Raw genomic sequence first — 19,305 nt, forward strand, 5'->3', positions numbered from 1 at the left:
CTCCTTTAGAAAAATAAGTTAAATGCCACTGTTAGTTCAATATTGTGGGTCGTTTCCTCGCTGCCGAAGAGGTCCTGCTCGAAGATCAAGTCTCGCATTTCAATGTCGAGGCTGAAGCCGTCGGCAAACAAGGTGCGATGCCCTACTGCATAAGCGATGGTAAATCGATCATCGCCCGCAAATTCCGTGTTACCCACACCCGCAGACAGATAAAGCACAGTATTGAATGTAGTTGAATCGGTTAAAAATGCCTCCCCGGGGAACAGGTTGAATCCAAGGGAAACGATGTAGTACTCGACTTCCCGCTCCTCATTGGACAACAGGGGGGCACCGCCACTCAGAATCTCGAAGCTGGTCTTTCCGGAGTCGCCGAGGCCGTAGGAAGCCTGCACGAAAAAATCTTCAGAAACGTTATAACCAAGCTTGATACCTTTCACGAGATCGGTATCAAAATCCTCGAGCGCCAGGTAACCTACGTAAACAGCGATTTCAAAATCGTCTGAATCGATCTGGGATTCATCGAACTCGATACGCTCGATCTGAGGCTCGATCAGACTAGATTGATCCTCTTCATCACTCTGCGCAGCAACCTGGGTCACCGGCATCATTGCGATCAACCAAGCACTCGCTAGAAAAATACTGCGAAACCGAATTTCCACTCGTTTACTACCTCGCTGTTGTCACTGGTGCCGGATGAAAAAATTACATACTCGTTAGCCTCGAATCGAAACAGAAAACTGCGGCTGACATAGCGTTGCAATCCCAGACCAAATTGCGCAAAGCTATTTTTATCGTCTCTTGCTGAAATCAGGATAACACTGGGATCAACCTCAATCTCACCCAATCCAAGAGTGAGATAAGGCGAGTACTTAAAATCCGGAAACGGCTGCATTACCAGATTTCCCTTGTAGAATGTACTACTCGATTTATCGCCTACTGACTTCCCAAAATGAAACTCACCCGTCAGGTTCTCGGAAAACGAATATCCGGTAAACAGAGTAAACACCGGAGCCGATTCAAATTCACCGCCGGTATATCCCAGGATCCACTTGCGCTGGGTAAAATCTTCCAGATCGGACTCGACAACCCTGAACTTTTCGCCGGTGAGTAGAAGTGTTTCCCGCATCTGATCACGACTCGCCCACCCGGTCTTGCCTGTGCTGGTTTCGATTCTGAACCAGTCGGTTTTGCGTCTGATAACACTGACCTCGGTGCCTCGATCAACCACGTAAAAAATCGGGTAGCCTGCGCCTGGGCCGGTATGCAGCTCGATAAAAGGATCAGCGATTTTAACCTTGTAATAAACCTTTCCTTCCGCATCAATATTTTTCTCAGGCGCGACTTCACTCTCAGCTGTCCTTTTCGATGCTCCCTCTTCCATTACGGTAGGTGCTTTTTGTGCCACCAGGATATCTGCGTCGATCGATTGCGACTGTGACGGTCTGGAAGCGACAAATAGCAAAAGAAACAGGCTGGGCAAAAGTATCCCCTTGAGACGTTTCAAGTTTATTTTCCCGTGTTATTACAGCCACTAGCTAGTTTTGTGGCGCCGCCGGGTCAAAAGGATCATTAAAGTTCTGGGCGCCTAAATCTATCCACTCTGAGATTAGCTTTAATTCGGCACCTGTCAACATAGTCGTATGATCGACACTGCCCACCGGCAATGCGCGCCCGGCGTCCAGCTCGGTTCCGGTCATCTTTTCAATGAAAAAGCTGCTGCGGGCACCAGCCGAAGTCATGATCGGAGCGATCGCAGCTGCCGGGTCGGGAATTGTACCGCCGATGCCGTCGGGCACAGTAAACTGCTCGAGCATACCCCCCGCATTGATGAACTGGCCCTGCCTGGTGTTAAACATTTGTTGATAAGACCTGAAACGATCGTTCGGGTCCTGGTTGGGATCGGTGGTCAAATCGAGCTGCCCATAGGGTAGGCGTGTACCGTTGTTAGTGGTGTGACAGCTAATACAGGTATCGTCACCGACGCCATCGGCCACCGCCACTGACACCAGTGGCGTATTGGTCGGGTCGTTGTTTGGTGGATTGACCGGATCCATCGGCGTAATGGCGTCAACAGCGCCGCGATTAAGCTGGAAAATCGCGTGAATATGGGGTGGATAATGGATTGCCACACGGCAATTGTAGAGCCAGTTGGGAGCGCAAAAGGTATTAGTCGGCCTCAACATGCCGGGGCTCAGATCGGCATAAAGATAATCGATATCCGGGTCTGGAGTGCTTATGCCGGGATCGGTCCAGTAATCTCGGTATATCAGGTCAGCGCTGAGCTTCGGTTGATTGGCGACCGCAAGGCTATCGAAACGTACCTCCGCCATGGTTTGCCCGGGAGTACCCATGTAAGGACTAGCTGGCATCGAGCCTGGAATCAAAGTATTGACGAATATCCCACCAGCCGGCAGACCGCTATTGATCGATGGCGCCTCGCCATCGCTGCGCGCATGAATTTCGGGCGGACTACCGCCATTGTTGACGTCATGACAACCGACGCAGGTTAGCATATCTCCCGGTTGCACCTGGAACCAGTTCTCATGCGACGGGCCAATCCTGCGACCTTCACCATCGAGCACCTCGACCGCTAACGGGACATAGGCCGGAACTTTGACCTTGACCGAACCGTCGGGTTCGACCGGCGCGTAGCCGACGATCTCGCGCATACCCCGATTACGTTGCGGTCCAAACGCATTGCCATCAAGGTCCGGTGGGTTGACCAGCGTCGGGTCATCGGGATCGGGTATTCCGACCGACTTTACGAAACGCACGAAACGGGCGGGACGATCGACTGCGGCGGAATTCACCGGATCGGCAAAATCCTGTACCGAGGTAATGCCGAGGCCAGCGGGCGCGCATTCGGTAAAGAAACAACCGTTAAACGCGGGATCGCTCAAATCGTAAACGCTTTTGATATTGACCACGCCAACGACTTCGGTCTCCCAGCCAGGATCAAGCTCACCGAGCAGGCTCTTGTCGAAGATAACCGGCGCCCGGGTTCTGTTCTCGAGCGCAATGACGTCGGTGATAACCCTGCCCGCTTCCGCCAACACGATGGGTTTCTGGGTATCGACGTCCATATCGTAAATCCAGATCGAGTAAGAGGGCGACCTTTCCACGGCCGCTGGATCATTCACATATTCATCAAGACAGGGCCTTATTACACCATTGACGTCCACCTGGCAGGTGGATTTACTGACCAGCATGCGATTCGATCCATCCCATAACGGGTAAACCGTGGCATAGCGGCCGTTGGCTGAGATCGAACCATCGTTGGTGACATTGGAGACGGTGGCATCACGCTGCGCCGGACCGGGCATGCCCGCCAGTGACCAGAGCGGCTTATTGATATCCACAAAGCGATCGACGCTGATAACCTCAACATTGCCGCCGTCGAAGGTTCCGTCAAACGGCTTGGTGATTACCATCAAGTCACCGTTTTCCATTTCGCGAAAATTGGTAAAGTGGATTTCTGCGCCGCCGGTGCCGGTATTGTGACTTTGCGATCCATATAGAATCTGCAAATCGCTGCCGTCCGGATTGACGGTGTATAAATTGATTTCGTCATTGCCGCCGGCATTGTCCCAACGACTGAATACTATTTTTCCACCCTTGAAACTGGTAAATACCTGCGGGTAAAGATCGTGGCTCTGGTTGAAGGAAATCTGCTTGATTTCGGTGCCGTCGGCATTCATGACGTGCAGCACCAAAGCCTGAACACCCTCGTCTTCGTCGAGTGCGGAAAATCTCGGCTTGCCTTCGTTGATCAGCATTTCGCGAGACTGGCGCTGACGATTCGAGGAAAATACGATACGGCCATCGGGCAGGTAGCTGGGGAAAAGATCATCACCCTCCTCGGCAATCAGAGCGGTGGAGATAACTCGACGAAGTTGACTCGTGGTTAAATCGTATTCGTAAACATTCCAGCTGGGGAACGGGGGATTGTTCGGGTCGGGGTCGAACAGGCGCAGTGAAAAAACCAGCTTGGTGCCATCGTGGCTGGCGCTCAAGCCCTTGACGTCGCCGATACCGGTGGTAACGGAGCTCGTGATATTAATCTCGTTGTCGTTACTCCGCAGATAAACATCGCCGCCGGAACTGAACAGCCTCGGCTCGCGCACATCGACCTGAACCTCGTCGCCCATGTCGTCTACCGGAATCGGACGCTTGACGTAAGCAATCGGGATTTCGATGATGCCGGGATCGATTCCTTCGCCTGAGTCGGATCCGGGATCACATGCGCTCAGGGCGACGACTGCGGTGCATATTACAGCTAATCCTAACCAGTGAAACTGGAATTCCATCAACTGCCTGGATCTCGTCAGAATGCGTGTATATAAGGCTGTCGTATGTTTCATCTATTTCCTTAAAGTTGGTACCCGGTGGAGCGCCCTATGTCATTAATTTTATAGTTTATCTTCGAACTTATATAACCCGCTGCCGAATTCTGACCAGATGTACTTATTTCCTTACGAACGGTATACGTGAGAGCGAGCCAGTCTCGTAAAATAGGGTATTAGGTTTAATACGCAAACAGTATTTACGAGTTAACAGCTCTGAGCTTAACAGCATAAATAAAATGGTCAGGTGTAATTGAGGTTTTTGTGACTTAATTAACGCAGTTTATCCATTTGACGTTAACTCGTTGTGCTAGGTTTAAACCTTCGGCTTTGAGCCCGCGCAACAGCGGTTGATAAGGAAATAATGGGGATACTGATGGGAAAGAACAACAAAATATCGCTGCCGTTGTTAATCATGGTGGCACTGACAAGCCAGCCGCTCTGGGCCGATGCCCAGGATAGAGCGCAGGCCAAAAGAATTCATGATCGGCTCGTTGGCGTTACCGCTACTAACGCGACGATAGACGCCATGGAAGCACTGCTGATCAGTGATCCTACCGGTAAAACCGCCGCTGAATACGCGATCGACACCGCGCAAAATCCCAATGCACGATTCTTCTACAACGTAACCCTGAAGAATTTCGCCGCGCCCTGGACCAACGAAGAGCAGACGGTATTCACCCCGCTAAACGATTATTCGGCGACCGTGATCGGCCTGATACGCGATGGCGGCGATTTCAGGCAAATATTGCACGGCGACATCATCTATCGCGGTGATCCGGGCCTCGGCATCGCGGCTTACTCGAATAGCAACAACAACCACTATGAACAACTGGAAGCGCTTGGTCCCACTACTGGTGACCTCGCCAACCCGAATATCCTCGAGGGTAGCGTAACCCAGCCGGGCATAACCCAGAGCTCGGTGACAGGCCTGGCCAGTGGTGCCACCGCCGGTGTGATGACCACGCGCGCGGGCGCAATGGCGTTTTTCTCCGCAGGCACCAACCGCGCCATGTTCCGCTTCACGCTAATGAATCACCTGTGCACCGATCTCGAACCGCTCAAGGATGTCTCGCGCTCCCCCGACAAGGTTCGCCGCGATGTATCGCGCAGCCCAGGCGGCGATAGCCGTCTCTACATGAATGGCTGTGTCGGCTGCCACGCCGGCATGGACGGCATGGCGGGCGCGTTCGCCTTCTACGAGTGGGATAGTGCCGCCGGCCGTATGCTGTACCAGGACATCGGCAGCCCGCTTTTCGACCCCGCCACCGGCGTATCGCTCAAGCACAACATTAACGGGAATAACTTCGAGTACGGTCACATCACCGAGGATGACAGCTGGATCAACTACTGGCGCAACGGTCCCAACTCGAAGCTCGGACTCCGGCCCGCCGATGACGGCCCGAATGCTACCGGTTGGGGACCGCTCATCAATCCCGATGCCAATGGCAATGAAACCGGTAACGGGGCGAAATCTCTTGGCATCGAAATGTCCAATAGTAAAGCCTTCGCCCAGTGCCAGGTAGACAAGGCATTCAAGTCGATCTGCCTGCGTGATCCCAATAATTTCGCCGCGGACCGCAGCGCACGCGACGGATTTGTTTCCAACTTGGTCGGCAGCGGATACGACATGCGCGAAGTCTTCACCGACGTCGCCGCATACTGCAAAGGGAGTTGAATATGAATAAAAATCACCCTTTTATTAAGATCATTTCACTCCTTGCACTGGGCGCGATGATGGCGGCCTGTGACAGTGGCGGCGTTGGCACCACGGCTAACCAGAACCTGGGTAACACGGCTAACAATTTCGCCTACACCGGTCCGGCCGCGCGCGACATCGCCGTCAGTAATTTCCAGTACTACCTATGGCGGAACGTGACCGACGTAACCCGCTGCGGCGGCTGTCATAACTCAGAAGCCAGCGCGCCGGTTACCCCGTTATTCTTCGATACCTCCAATGTTAACGTAGCTTACGACGCGACTGTGGCCAGGGATCCGTCACTTTTACCCGCGAATCTACCGACGATGAATCCGTTGAACGCGGTATTTGTCGACAAGCTCAACAATAATCACTTTTGCTGGGAGACCAATCCCGCGATCTGCGCCACGCTGATAGCTGGTTGGATCGACGACTGGAAAAATGCGGCCAATGGCGGCGCTGGGGCGCGCCAGATCAATCTGACTGCACCGGCCAGCATCAGGGACCCGGGCGACTCCAAGTCGTTTCCCGCCACCGCGACCACTGTCGGCACCAACGGCACCAGTTTCGCCGATACCGTGTACGAGCTGCTGGTTGGCAGCAACCCGGTAATTGCCGACAATAACTGCCAGAACTGCCACAATGAAGTTGGCCCAATATTGCCGCAGGCGCCGTTTTTTGCCCACACCGATGTCGATGTAGCTTACGAGGCCGCCAAGTCAAAAATGGACATCGATACACCCGCTAATTCGCGATTGGCCGTGCGCCTGTTCGAGCAGCACAACTGCTGGAGCACCTGTGGCCCCGACGAAACGCTGATGGTGCAGAGGATCACGGATTTTGCCGATGGCATTGCGGTTTCGTCGATCGACCCCACCCTGGTCACCAGTAAGGCACTGACCCTGGGCGAAGGTATTATCGCCTCCGGTGGCAATCGCCATGAAACCGATCAATTCGCCATCTGGGAATTCAAAACCGGCACTGGTCTGACCGCTTACGACACCAGCGGTGTCGGCGCCTCGATCAACCTGTCACTGATCGGCAGCGTCAACTGGGTTGGCGGCTATGGTCTCGAATTCACTGGTGGACGGGCACAGGCCGATACTATCAGCAGCGATAAAATCTTTACCTATCTTCAGGATACCGGTGAATATGCCATCGAAGCCTGGGTCATCCCGGCCAACGTCACCCAGGAAGACGCCAATATCGTCAGTTACTCCGGTGGTGACCTCGCGCGCAATTTCACGCTGGGCCAGGATATGTACAACTACGAGTCTTACAACCGGATTGACTCGGTTATTCCTGCACCGAACGGCGAACCCGTTATGTCTACCGGGGAAGACGACGAGGAGCTGGCGCAAGCCAGCTTGCAGCATGTCGTGATCAACTATGATCCCCTCGATCGCCTTGGCAATGGCGCTGGCCGCAGCATTTACGTCAACGGCCAGCTGGTCAATAACCTGACTGACACCGCGGCGGGATTACCGATCACAAACGTCTGGGACGATACTTTCGCATTCATCCTCGGCAACGAAATCTCAGGAAACCGCCCGTGGATGGGACAGGTCAAAATGGTTGCGCTACACAACAGGGCACTAGCCCAACCAGAGATTCAGCAGAACTTCGACCTCGGCGTCGGCCAGAAATTCCTGCTGCTATTCTATGTCGGTCATCACCTCGGTGAAATCGGCAACCCCAACAGCTTTATCATGTTCGAGGTGGCCCAGTTCGACAGCTACAGTTACCTGTTCAACAAGCCCACGTTCGTCACCCTTGATGGCAGTGCCCCGAGTTCAGACATTGATATTAAAGGCCTGCGTATCGGCATCAACGGCAAAGAGGCGCTCGCAGGCCAGGCTTATGCCAACCTCGACACCAGCGTCATCGCCGCCACCTACGACCCGGCGACCGGCCAGGAACTGTCTTCTAAGGGTACTATTATTTCGCTCGAAAAAGGCTCCGACAGCGACGAGTTCTTCCTGACTTTCGAGGATTTCAACGGCTTCACCAAGGCCTTTAGTGATATCGTTCCGACAGTAGCTGCCGATCCGGGCGATCCGGTCAACCCGCTTGAGGCCGACATCGGCGTGCGCACCTTCCAGGAGATCAATGTGACCATCGCCGAGATTACCGGCGTGCCTGTCACCAACACGGCAGTCGCAACGGTTTACAACGACTACATCCAGCAGTTGCCGACGATAGAGGCGATCGAAGCCTTCCTGCCCTCGCACCAGATGGCGATCGCGCAACTCGCGTTGACTTCCTGTAGCGAACTGGTCGAAGGCAACGGTTCGATACCCAGGGCGACCTACTTCCCTGGATTCAATTTCGGCACCAACGCGCAAACCGCTTTCGATACCCAGGCCGAGCGAGATGCGATTATCGATCCGCTGCTAAGCGCGGCGATGAACGTCGACCAGGCCACGCCTGCGAATAATCTCATCACGCAACCAGTGGAACTGGAAGTCGCTGACTTGCTGAGTTCTCCGGCCGCGCAGGATCTTGATCCCGCACTCACCGGCGACTCGTATGACAGTCTGATAACAGAAATGTTATCCGATCTCGTAAACACGCCAGCACGCACCGAGCAAATCGTGAAAGCCGTCTGCGCCGTCGCCACTGGTGGCGCGGTAATGCTAGTACAATAGGATTCGAATATCATGGCCAGATTTAAAAAGAACCAGTACATCCCCCCCCAGGCACCGTTGTTGTACGAAGACCACGGACGTCCTGTCACCCGACGGCAGTTTATTCGCCAGGGCATGATGACCGGCTCGGCTACCGTGCTTTCGGCCGGCGCCTTCGGTATGTTTGCGAATCCGAACATGGCGCGTGCAGCGGTCGCACCCGATCTTGACGCCCTCGCGACCGATATCGGCTGTATCCTGGGCGGTGTCGGCGCCGGTCAAAGCGTACCCTTTATCGCCTTTGACCTGGCCGGGGGTGCTAATTTTGCTGGCTCCAACGTGCTGGTCGGCCAGGGCGGCGGACAGATGGATCTGCTGTCCACGGCCGGTTACAGCAAACTCGGTCTGCCGGGCGATATGCTGCCCGGACAGGACAGCACCGGCGTAACCCTGTTAAATACCAGCGCCAACAACGATTTCACCAATAATGATCTCAATCTCGTATTTCATGCGGATAGCCCGATGCTGTTCGGCATTCTCGAGAAAGCCAGCACGGCAATCGGCAATGTCGATGGCGCCGTGATCCCGGCACGCTCGGACAACGACACCGGCAACAATCCGCATAACCCGCTCTACCCGCTGGCGATGGCCGGTGCGCGCGGCAGTGTGGTCGACCTGATTGGTTCGCGCAGTAGCGTCTCGGGCGGCAACTCGATGGCGCCGGCGATGTATATCGATCCCAATTTCCAACCCACCAAGGTAGATCGTCCCAGCGATGTCACCGGGCTTGTGGATGTCGGCGATCTGACCACAATCCTGGGTCCGGACGATGTCACCGCGGTGATGGAATCCATTACCCGGATAACCCACAAAAAACTCAAGCTGGGTACCATCGACACCGGGCTGACCAACGACGACGTGGTCAAGGACCTGGTACGCTGTGGCTACCTCAAGGCCTCCGACATCGCCGACCGCTTTGCCGGCGTCGAAGTCGATCCGACACTCGATACCAACATTGCTGGTCCGATCTTTTCGGCAACCGAACTGGCCAACGATGGTGAGTTCAGAAAAACCGCCTCGGTCATGAAAATGGTCATGAATGGCTATGCCGCAGGCGGCTGCATCACCATGGGTGGCTATGATTACCACACCGGTGACCGGCGCGTCGGTGAAAATCGCGATTTGCGGGCCGGGCGCTGCATCGGCGCCTGCCTCGAATATGCGCGCCTGCTGGCGTCTCCGCTAATGATTTACGTGTTTAGCGACGGTTCGGTGGCCAGTAACGGTAACACCGACGATACCGCGTCTGCCGGTGCTGGTGAGAACCTGGTACTCGGTGGCGGCGGCAAGGGCGAATGGACTGGCGATAATTCCTCGACCGCCTGTTCCTTTTTCCTGGTGTTCGACCCGACAGCCGCACCTACGCTGGTCGGCACACGCCAGATCGGACGTATGAACGCAGGCGCTTCCGTGGTCACCTCGGCCACGCCCGCGGCAAATAACGTCAACCTGCTGGTTAATATGGTCATACTTAACTATATGGCCGTGAACGGGCAGGTGTCGCCCGGAAATACAACCGCCTTCACCAATATTTTTCCGAATCACGGCCTGGGTAATCAGGCAAACCTGGACAGCTTTATTTCGTTTGGTTCTTTGGTGTAAGCTAACCTTTTTGGTGCACTTTACATGTCTGAATCTCTGGCAGGCAAAGCCAATGGTTTGCCTCGGCAGACATTAGCCTCGTCTATCTTTACGATAATTCTCCTGTGTAGCCAAACGACGGCGCACGCCGAATGGCATCAACAGCAGCGCGACATCATGGGAACCCGGGTTTCAGTTGAACTCTGGCATGATGAAGCCACAACCGCATCCAGATGCAGTGAAAAGGTTTTCACCGAAATGCGTCGCATCGAAGCAAGGATGAGCTCATATAAAAGCGACAGTGAGCTTTCATTTATCAATGACAACGCCGCGATGAACGCGGTCAAAATCAGTGATGAAATGATGCATCTGATTAAAAGATCGATTCACTTCTCCGAGGTTTCGAAAGGCGCGTTCGATATCACTTATGCCAGCGTCGGCTATGCCTACGACTACCGTAAACGCCAGCAGCCCAGCAATGAATCTATCTCGGAGAAACTGCCAGCTATCGACTATCATCATATTATGATTTCCGGAGATGAGATTCAGTTTGGCAACGATGCGGTACGTATCAACCTCGGCGGCATCGCCAAGGGTTACGCGGTCGATCGTGCTGCCGATATTATCGGCCAGTGTGGCATCACCGAGGCCATGGTAAGTGCGGGCGGTGACAGCCGTATCATCGGAGATCGCAAGGGTCGCCCCTGGGTCATGGGTATCAAGCATCCTCGCGACCCTGAGGGCATTGCGATACGTCTGCCGCTCAGCGAAAGCGCGATTTCAACGTCGGGTGATTACGAGCGGTTTTTTATTGACGACGGCAAACGCGTGCATCACATTATCAATCCCGCCACCGGCCGCTCCGCGACGGCCAGCTGGAGTGCAACCGTCGTCGGCCCCGATGCCCTGACAACTGACGCTTTATCTACTACTATTTTTATTCTGGGTGCAGTCGACGGAATTACCCTGATTGAAACCCTGGAAGGAATCGACGCCATCATTATCGATAGCGATGGAAAAGTGCATTACTCCTCTGGCTTTGAAGTACCTGAAGTCAAACAATAATCGCCCAAAATCTAGCAGACCTATGAAATATTTCAGCCTTATCATCCTTTTACTTGTTTACCTCGCCGTTCCCGTTGTCGGGCAGGAAACTTCATCAGAGTTGATCGAAGGCGAGATCGAAGTGCCACAAGCGGAAGAATCGGACGAGGCCAATGCAGAATCGATCGATGAAGATGAGTCCCTGGAAGGCTCGCTCGACGCGGATATCGAAGCCCTGAAAAAAGAAGTACTATCGCTTAACCGGGACCTGTTTATCCTCGAAGAGGACTTACTGTTTCCTTCGAACACCCAGTTCAGCGTCTTCCTGTCGATGAACGCCGGTGCACTGTTCAGTCTCGATTCGATCCAGCTGAAAATTGACGACAAGAACATCGCCAATCACCTGTACACCGAGCGCGAACTCGCGGCCCTCAAGCGCGGTGGCGTGCAGCGTCTCTACATCGGCAACCTGCCGACAGGTGAGCACGAAATTATCCTGATTTTTACCGGGGTTGGACCCAAGGGTCGGGACTACCGCCTCGGTGAAACAATCGTCATAGAAAAGACAACCGATCCCCAGTTCGTGGAATTCATGATCGCTGATGATACCGGTAAGGAACAACCTCAATTCGATGTGCGTGTCTGGGAATAAGCGCCATCAAAAATTCCTGAGGCACGTATCGCGCGGCATTCGTCGCTCATTCTACGGGCTACTGTTAAGCTGTGCCTGCAGCCCGGTCATCGCGGTTCAAACGGTCGAACATAGAGTCGAGGATCTCGACTATGGTCGCGCACTCTACCAGTTTTTCCAGGATAGCAGGCTGGCGGCAATTACCCAACTGATGATAGCCGCGGAAAGACCTCGCAGCCGTAGCCAGGTCAATGAGTCCAACCTGTTGCTCGCAGATCTATACTACGGGTACGGGCTATACGAAGAATCGCGCGACCTGTTTGCCCAGCTCCTGACCGCCGAGGTTTCGGACTCGATTCAAAACAGGATCTGGTTCAACCTGGCACGGCTTCGCTACGAGCAGGGTTACTATGAACCAGCGCTTGACCTGCTATCACGCATTAACGACCAGCTACCGGGTGGTGTGGAGTCAGAAAAGAGATACCTGCTGACCAACCTTTATCTTGACAATCGCCAGTACGACGAGGCCGCCGATCTCAGCAACCAGATCAACCCGAAATCGATCTGGAAGATCTACGCGCGCTACAACCTGGCGGTAACGCTCATCGAAGACGATCGCTACGAGTCCGGTAAGACACTGCTCGAAAAGATCGGCCAGATGGAAGCCGGTACACCCGAATTGATTGCCCTGCGCGATCGCGCAAATCTTTCGCTGGGGCTCAAACAGCTGCGCATGGAACTGGCCGAGCCGGCACTGGAAAGCCTTTCCAGGATCAGGCTCGAGGGACCCCTGAGCAACGAGGCGCTACTTGCATCCGGCTGGGCCTGGTATCGACTCGGCAAGTTCGACAAGGCAATGATCCCCTGGCAGGTGCTGCTGCAGCGCAACGCAGTAGATGCAGCGACACAGGAAGCGATCCTGGCGATTCCCGCCAATTACGCCAAGTCAGGCCAGGACGGGCTGGCAGTACGCCATTATGAAATTGCCGCGACACAGTTTGATTTGCAGCTGCAGTTGCTCGATAACGCGATCAAGTCGATCGAAAGTGATGAATTAATTGCAGCGCTGCGGGAAAACGCCATTCTCTACGATCGCAGCAGCCTGCAACGCTTACCACCGAGTTCCGATGTTACCCCGCAATTACACCTTCTGCTGGCTTCGACAGAATTTCAACGCGAAATTACACGCTACCAGGAATTGCTCGATATTCGTAACTCGCTTCGATTCTGGGGCAATAACTTCCCTGCTCTGGAGCTGATGCTGTCAGAGCGTCGCCGTGGTTTTGAAAACAAGCTGCCGTTACTGCAGCAATCCAGCAGTTTCGATCAGCTCGATCTACTGCGTGAACAGAGGGACCAGTTTGCCGGCCGGGTCAGTGCGATCGAGGCGGCACAAGACTTCGAGGCGCTCGCAAATCCGGATGAGCAGGAACAGCTGTCAAGGCTGCAACGCGTCTCGACGTCTATTGACATGGTCGCACCGGAACGTAATACGGCCTACCAGCAGGATATGTTTCGCCTGTTATCCGGATTGCTGCGGTACGAGTTGGAGACCGACTTTCCGGTAAGATTCTGGAAAACAAAGAAACAGCTGATACTGCTGGATCGTGCACTGGCTGAATCCGAGCAGCGGGTTAATGACTTACGCAGGATCACGGAGCGTACCGACCTCGAGTTCGGTCTGTTCGAGAAACGCATCGGCGGCCAGACAGAGCGCATCAGTCAATTGCGTAGCAAGGTCTCAACCCTGTTGTCGTCACAGGAGCGACTCATCAATCAAATGGCAATTGACGCCATTCGTCAACAGCAGCAGCATATCGTGCAGTTACGCCTTAATGCCCGTTTTGAACTGGCCAAAATTTTCGACCGGATGGCGGCAGAACAATGACTAAAAGCCTGTCCCATCGCCTGCCCATCATGATGCTCACCGCGACACTTGTTGCCTGTGGTTCAGGTGGGTCCGATTTCGGACCGACGATCGGTGATCTCGAGGAACTGCCGCCCCTGCTGGAGACCGCGGAACTGGAGCCGCAGGCGAGTTTCAAAGTCGATCGTCAGCAAGTCATAGACAGCTTTCGGGCCCTGGTTGAGATAACGGCCGACGGTGGCGGTACCGGAGATGAATTACGACGCCTGGCTGATCTCGAACTGGAATCCAGCCTCGATAACCGAATATCCGATGACGAGACGACCCAGCAGCAGGGCATTGGCGAAGCGGCACGGGCAATCGGGATTTACGAAGCCTATCTTAAAAAATACCCCGAACGCCCGAGTAACGATATGGTGCTTTACCAATTGTCTCGTGCCTATGCCCTCGAAGCTGAATCTGAAAAATCCATAGCCGCGCTGGATCGCATCGCGCGCGAGTACCCGGATTCACAATACATGGACGAGGTTCAGTTCCGGCGTGGCGAGAACCTGTTTGTGCAGCGGGAATACCAGGCTGCAGAGCAGGCTTATGGCAAGGTCGTAAACGATCACCCGGATTCGCTGTTTTTCGAAAAAGCGCTCTATAAATATGGCTGGACGCAGTTCAAACAGAGTCGCTATCGCGATGCCCTAGCCAGCTACACGCGCTTGCTCGACGTCAATTTTGAACAGGATAAGATCTGGGAAATCGGTTTCAATCCAGGGCTGCCTAGAGCAGATCGGGAGCTACTCGAAGATGTCGTGCGCGTCGTCTCACTCAGCTTTTCCTACCAGGACGAAAAATACTATATTGCACAATACTTCAATGAAACCGGAAAGCGAAACTACGAGCCCCTGCTTTACCTGCGGCTGGGCGAACTTTACCTGGACAAAAAGCGCATCATCGACGGTTCGGATCTGTTCCTGGCCTACACCAAGCAATACCCCTACTCATCGCATACCCCGCGTTTTCACCAGCGTGCAATTGAAACCTTCCAGCAAGCCGGTTATTCGGACCTGGTGCTAAAAGAAAAGATCGCCTTCGTTAACCGCTACGACGTAAACGGCGAATACTGGGCGTTGCAGGAACCCGAAACCCAGCGAACCCTGACCAAGACCCTGGTCTTGCACATGACCGAGCTGGCTACCCATTTTCACGCACTGGCCCGGGCCAGCAAGAAAATGAAAGACTACGGGATTTCGGCCGACTGGTATCGCCGCTTTCTAAAATCCTTTCCGAATGATCCGGGCGCACCGCGGATGAATTTTCTGCTCGCCGAAAACCTCTACGATGCAGGTCAATATCCGCAGGCAATCGACGAGTACCAGAAAACAGCATATAACTATGCGCCACACAAGGATAGTGCCGAGGCAGGCTACGCAGCGCTGATCGCGTTTGATGCCCTGTTCAAGACGACCAATGCAAGTGACATTCCCGCATTGCGGCGCAAGCGCATTAAATCGGCGGTCCGCTTTACCACGGCTTATCCCGATGATCCCCGATTGTCGGTGGTTGAACTGCAGACCGCACAACAGTTCTTCAAGTGGAAGAATTATCCTGACGCGATCGCGTCGGCAAACCGCCTGATTGAAAACCAGCGCGTTGACAAAACCACCAAGCAAACCGCGTGGACAATACTGTCCGATGCGCAGTTTTCAACGGCGGACTACGCCGCGGCTGAAAAATCCTATCTCACGCTGCTGACTTTTATGCCGAAACAGGACCAGAAGAGAAAGGCAGTGCGCGAACAGGTCGCCGCGAGTATTTACAAACAGGGGGAAATCGCTCGTGAGGTGGGGAATCACCTGCTCGCAGCACAAACCTTCACCCGACTTGGCCAGGTGATCCCAGAATCTCCAAAACGCAAGGTCGCCGACTACGATGCGGCAACCGCGTACATACAACTCGAAGACTGGTCGACCACGATCGCGCAACTGGAAGCCTTTCGCAAGAGATACCCGAGTGATAAAAAGTTCACGGATGGTGTCACCGAGAAACTCGCGCTGGCCTACAGCAAAAATGGAAACCAGTCCAAGGCGGCGCGGGAAATACTCGCGTTATCGAATCTTCCCGGCACGGCTGAGCGCAAGCGGGACCTGATGTGGCGTGCTGCCGAACTGTATCAGCAGGACGGCCAGCCCGAACAGGCGATTGCAATCTACAAGCAGTACGTCAAGGTTTATCCCTACCCGCTGGAACGCTCGATCGAACTGCGTCACAAGATCGCCGAATCATATCGCGCCAAGAACGATACCAAGAACCGTAATTACTGGCTCAACGAAATTATCAGGGCGGATGCAGCTGGAAAATCGGAACGCAGTGCACGTAGCCGGTACCTGGCCGCTACCGCCAGCCTGGAATTGATCCAGCCACTGCATCGAACCTATAGCAAAGCCAGGCTGACAATACCGCTTAAAACCAGCCTGGGCAAAAAGAAAAAACTGATGCAACAAGCGATTGACGCCTACAGCAAGGCAATGAAATACCAGGTGCAGGAAGTAACCACCGAAGCCACGTTCCAGATTGCCGAAATCTACCATGATTTCGCAAGATCCCTGATGGATTCACAAAGACCCAAGGGTCTTGATGAAGAACAACTCGAAGAGTACGAACTGTTGCTGGAAGAACAGGCCTTTCCGTTCGAGGAGAAGGCAATCGATATACATCTGGCGAACTTCAAGCGCATCCCCGCCGGCACTTTCGATGAACCCACGAAAAAGAGTTTACAGGTCCTGGGTGAAATGATGCCGTTTCGTTACGCCCGGGCTGAGAGCACTGATAATTATGTTGAAATTCAATAACATAACCGCACTTTTACTTGCCGCATTACTGCTCGTAGCCTGCCAGAGCGGTCCCGACAAGGCATCGCCTCCAAAACCCGAGGTCGCGGCGACGCCGAGTACAGAAGAGCCAGCAACTGAAGCAGAGGTGGTGGATTTTTATCAGCAATTTTATGAAGACGCGGTGGCTTCGCTTAAAAGCGGCAAAACTGCGCAAGCAGTAGAACTGCTGGTGCAGGTCAGCAACGATGCACCCGACAAGCCCTACGTTTTCACTAACCTCGGGCTCGCTTACTTCAAACTGCAGGAACTGGACCTTGCAGAACAGGCGTTCAAACAGGCAATTACGCGCGACGATAATGATGCCGTTGCGCATAACCATCTCGGAATCCTGCAGCGCCAAAAAGGGCAATTTAAAGAGGCGATGAATCGCTATCAACGTGCCATTAAGATCGATTCCAGCTACGCGTCGGCGCATCTGAACCTCGGCATCCTATTCGATATCTACCTGCAGGATCTGGACCTGGCGTTACGACATTACCAGAATTACCAGTCTCTGATCGGCGAGGAAGATACCCAGGTGGCCAACTGGATTGTCGACATCAAGCGACGCCTGAAATCGGGCACTACCAAGTCCCAGGGATAAACAAATGAGAAAACTTTCGCTAGCATTTTTCCTATTATTTGCTATTTCAAGTACTGCTAATGTGTGTGCTCAAGAAAGACTGCAAATGGAAGGCACCGAGATAACCGGAAACAAGGAATTGCCCAGGGTTTTGTATATCGTTCCATGGAAATCGGTTGAACGTTTCGAGATTTCGTCACCCCCGATTACAAGTATCATGGACCAGCAACTAACCCCCATCGAAAGGGCTGCTTTCAAACGACAGATTCACTATCACGACGCCATTTTTTCAAAGGCAAAACTGGAATAATCCAGCAGTTGACCAGAGACCGCGGAGGCTCTCGCAATGAACGAAATACTAGTTACAGTAATCAGGTTTTTCCAGGACGGTGGACCATTCATGTACCCTATTCTGATTGTTCTGGCTATCGGCCTGGCGATTACGATAGAGCGCTGGTTGCATCTTACCGTTGCAAAAACGAAAAATCGCCTCATGATTGCCAAGCTGATGCCACTGGTGGCAAAAGGTGATGTAAACAACGCCAGCGAACTCGCTCGAAAATCAAGCGCTACGGTTAGCCGAATTCTGCTGCAGGGTATCGAGCATTACAAATCTGCTCGCCGCAGGGATGATTTCGAATCGGCAATGGATGAGAGCATCATGGAGGCAATTCCACGTCTCGAAAAGCGCACCCATTACCTGGCAATGTTTGCCAATATAGCGACCCTGCTCGGGCTGCTGGGAACAATTATCGGCTTGATCAAGGCGTTCACCGCGGTCGCCCAGGTCGATCCATCGATGAAAGCGGAGATACTATCAACCAGTATATCGGTCGCTATGAATACCACCGCGTTCGGACTCATCGTCGCGATCCCGCTATTATTTTTCTACACGGTATTACAAACCAAGACGACCGAAATCGTCGACAGCCTTGAGATGACTGTCGTCAAGTTCGTCAATCATTTATCTCGCGTTAAAAACAGCGCCGGGTAGGTACTACAAATGTCAAGACGGGTACATCGGCGCAAGCATCCGGCTGTCGAGCTGAACATTACTGCCTTCATGAACTTGATGGTAGTGCTGGTGCCTTTCTTATTGATGACGGCGGTGTTCAGCCATATCACCATCCTCGATTTAAACCTGCCCCCACCGGGCGGGCAGGATACCAAGCAACCAAAAAAGCCTCCTTATGAACTGCGCATCACGATTCGCAAAAATATGCTGGTGCTCTCCGATAACCGCCTGGGCTTGATTCAACGTATTCCGTCCAAGGGCAAAGAACATAATTTCGCCATGCTGAAGGAGACCCTGAAACAGGTTAAAGCTCGGATTCCCAAGCATACCAATATCACGATCCTGGCCGAGCAACAAACCCGTTATAACGACCTGATCAGAGCGATGGACAGTTCGCGTTCGTACCGCACAGAAGTCGAGGGTGAGTGGGTCTTTGCCGAACTGTTCCCCGATATATCGATTGGCGATGCGGCCAGGTGATAACAGGATGTTGATGCAATGAAATTATCCAGACGCGCCAAACGCATGAATCAGCACCACGTTCGTGGGCAGAAGCGAAACGCCATGTTAAACATGGTGTCGTTAATGGATATATTTACGATCCTGGTTTTTTTCCTGTTGGTGAATGCGACCAGTACCCAGATTTTGCCCTCACCCAAGAACATCGTGTTACCCGAGGCCGCGGCTGAGAAATTGCCTTCCCGCAACCTGGTCATCGCCGTTGACGAACGTGTCATCCGCCTGCAGGGGAAAGCCATTGTTACGGTCAAGGATGCGCTCAAAGGTGACCGCAACTCGATCAAGCCTCTGTTTAATGCGTTGCGACTTGCCTCGACGACGGTCAAGGATATCACCGACAAGCAGGGTGTTACGATTATGGGTGACCAGGAGATTCCTTACCTGCTGCTGAAAAAGATCATGCTGACCTGTGCCGGTGCGCAATATACCAATATCTCGTTCGCTGTAAACCAGAAGGTATTAGACAGCTAAT

15 protein-coding genes are annotated in these 19,305 nt (G+C 53.5%); 12 read left to right on the forward strand and 3 right to left on the reverse strand.

The window, feature by feature from the left end; all coding sequences use genetic code 11:
• Nucleotides 1-5: 5 nt before the first annotated feature.
• From OES20_06355 to OES20_06365, 3 genes are read right to left on the reverse strand one after another with little or no spacing between them, the layout of a single operon-like run.
• Entirely contained in the window at nucleotides 6-659 is a 654-nt protein-coding gene (locus OES20_06355; protein MDH3634310.1) for an outer membrane beta-barrel domain-containing protein, read from the reverse strand.
• Nucleotides 629-1,504 carry an SH3 domain-containing protein gene (locus OES20_06360; protein MDH3634311.1) on the reverse strand — a complete coding sequence of 292 codons (876 nt, stop codon included), beginning with the start codon at nucleotides 1,502-1,504 and terminating at the stop codon, nucleotides 629-631. The genes OES20_06355 and OES20_06360 overlap by 31 nt, the downstream gene beginning before the upstream one ends.
• A gap of 31 nt (nucleotides 1,505-1,535) precedes the next feature.
• A complete protein-coding gene (locus tag OES20_06365) occupies nucleotides 1,536-4,361 on the reverse strand; it encodes a hypothetical protein (protein ID MDH3634312.1) in 2,826 nt (941 codons plus the stop codon).
• A 358-nt stretch (nucleotides 4,362-4,719) separates the two neighbouring features.
• Between OES20_06365 and OES20_06370 the strand changes: the two genes are divergently transcribed.
• The 12 genes from OES20_06370 (at nucleotide 4,720) to OES20_06425 (ending at nucleotide 19,304) form a co-directional block, all read left to right on the forward strand.
• Complete coding sequence (locus tag OES20_06370) at nucleotides 4,720-6,021, forward strand: hypothetical protein (protein ID MDH3634313.1); 1,302 nt, start codon at nucleotides 4,720-4,722, stop codon at nucleotides 6,019-6,021.
• Nucleotides 6,022-6,023: 2 nt separating this feature from the next.
• A complete protein-coding gene (locus tag OES20_06375; GenBank protein MDH3634314.1) occupies nucleotides 6,024-8,690 on the forward strand; it encodes a LamG domain-containing protein in 2,667 nt (888 codons plus the stop codon).
• Nucleotides 8,691-8,702: 12 nt separating this feature from the next.
• Nucleotides 8,703-10,331 carry a general secretion pathway protein GspF gene (locus tag OES20_06380; protein MDH3634315.1) on the forward strand — a complete coding sequence of 543 codons (1,629 nt, stop codon included), beginning with the start codon at nucleotides 8,703-8,705 and terminating at the stop codon, nucleotides 10,329-10,331.
• A gap of 24 nt (nucleotides 10,332-10,355) precedes the next feature.
• Complete coding sequence (locus OES20_06385) at nucleotides 10,356-11,375, forward strand: FAD:protein FMN transferase (GenBank protein MDH3634316.1); 1,020 nt, start codon at nucleotides 10,356-10,358, stop codon at nucleotides 11,373-11,375.
• A gap of 22 nt (nucleotides 11,376-11,397) precedes the next feature.
• Entirely contained in the window at nucleotides 11,398-12,006 is a 609-nt protein-coding gene (locus OES20_06390; protein MDH3634317.1) for an AraC family transcriptional regulator, read from the forward strand.
• Entirely contained in the window at nucleotides 11,993-13,873 is a 1,881-nt protein-coding gene (locus OES20_06395) for a tetratricopeptide repeat protein (GenBank protein MDH3634318.1), read from the forward strand. The genes OES20_06390 and OES20_06395 overlap by 14 nt, the downstream gene beginning before the upstream one ends.
• Nucleotides 13,870-16,695 (forward strand): tetratricopeptide repeat protein, encoded by a 2,826-nt coding sequence (locus OES20_06400; protein ID MDH3634319.1) that lies wholly within the window; start codon nucleotides 13,870-13,872, stop codon nucleotides 16,693-16,695. Before OES20_06395 ends, OES20_06400 begins: the two co-directional genes overlap by 4 nt.
• Complete coding sequence (locus tag OES20_06405; protein ID MDH3634320.1) at nucleotides 16,679-17,320, forward strand: tetratricopeptide repeat protein; 642 nt, start codon at nucleotides 16,679-16,681, stop codon at nucleotides 17,318-17,320. Before OES20_06400 ends, OES20_06405 begins: the two co-directional genes overlap by 17 nt.
• Nucleotides 17,321-17,405: 85 nt before the next feature.
• Nucleotides 17,406-17,609: a hypothetical protein gene (locus OES20_06410; protein MDH3634321.1), complete on the forward strand. Its 204-nt coding sequence runs from the start codon at nucleotides 17,406-17,408 to the stop codon at nucleotides 17,607-17,609.
• Between the two features lie 36 nt (nucleotides 17,610-17,645).
• Nucleotides 17,646-18,293, forward strand: coding sequence for a MotA/TolQ/ExbB proton channel family protein (locus OES20_06415; GenBank protein ID MDH3634322.1), 648 nt, complete (start codon nucleotides 17,646-17,648; stop codon nucleotides 18,291-18,293).
• Nucleotides 18,294-18,302: 9 nt separating this feature from the next.
• On the forward strand, nucleotides 18,303-18,794 hold the full coding sequence (locus OES20_06420) for a biopolymer transporter ExbD (GenBank protein MDH3634323.1): 492 nt from the start codon (nucleotides 18,303-18,305) through the stop codon (nucleotides 18,792-18,794).
• 18 nt (nucleotides 18,795-18,812) lie between these two features.
• Entirely contained in the window at nucleotides 18,813-19,304 is a 492-nt protein-coding gene (locus tag OES20_06425; protein MDH3634324.1) for a biopolymer transporter ExbD, read from the forward strand.
• Nucleotide 19,305 lies beyond the last annotated feature (1 nt).

Source organism: Gammaproteobacteria bacterium, assembly GCA_029862005.1.
In the GTDB taxonomy this organism is placed as follows: Bacteria; Pseudomonadota; Gammaproteobacteria.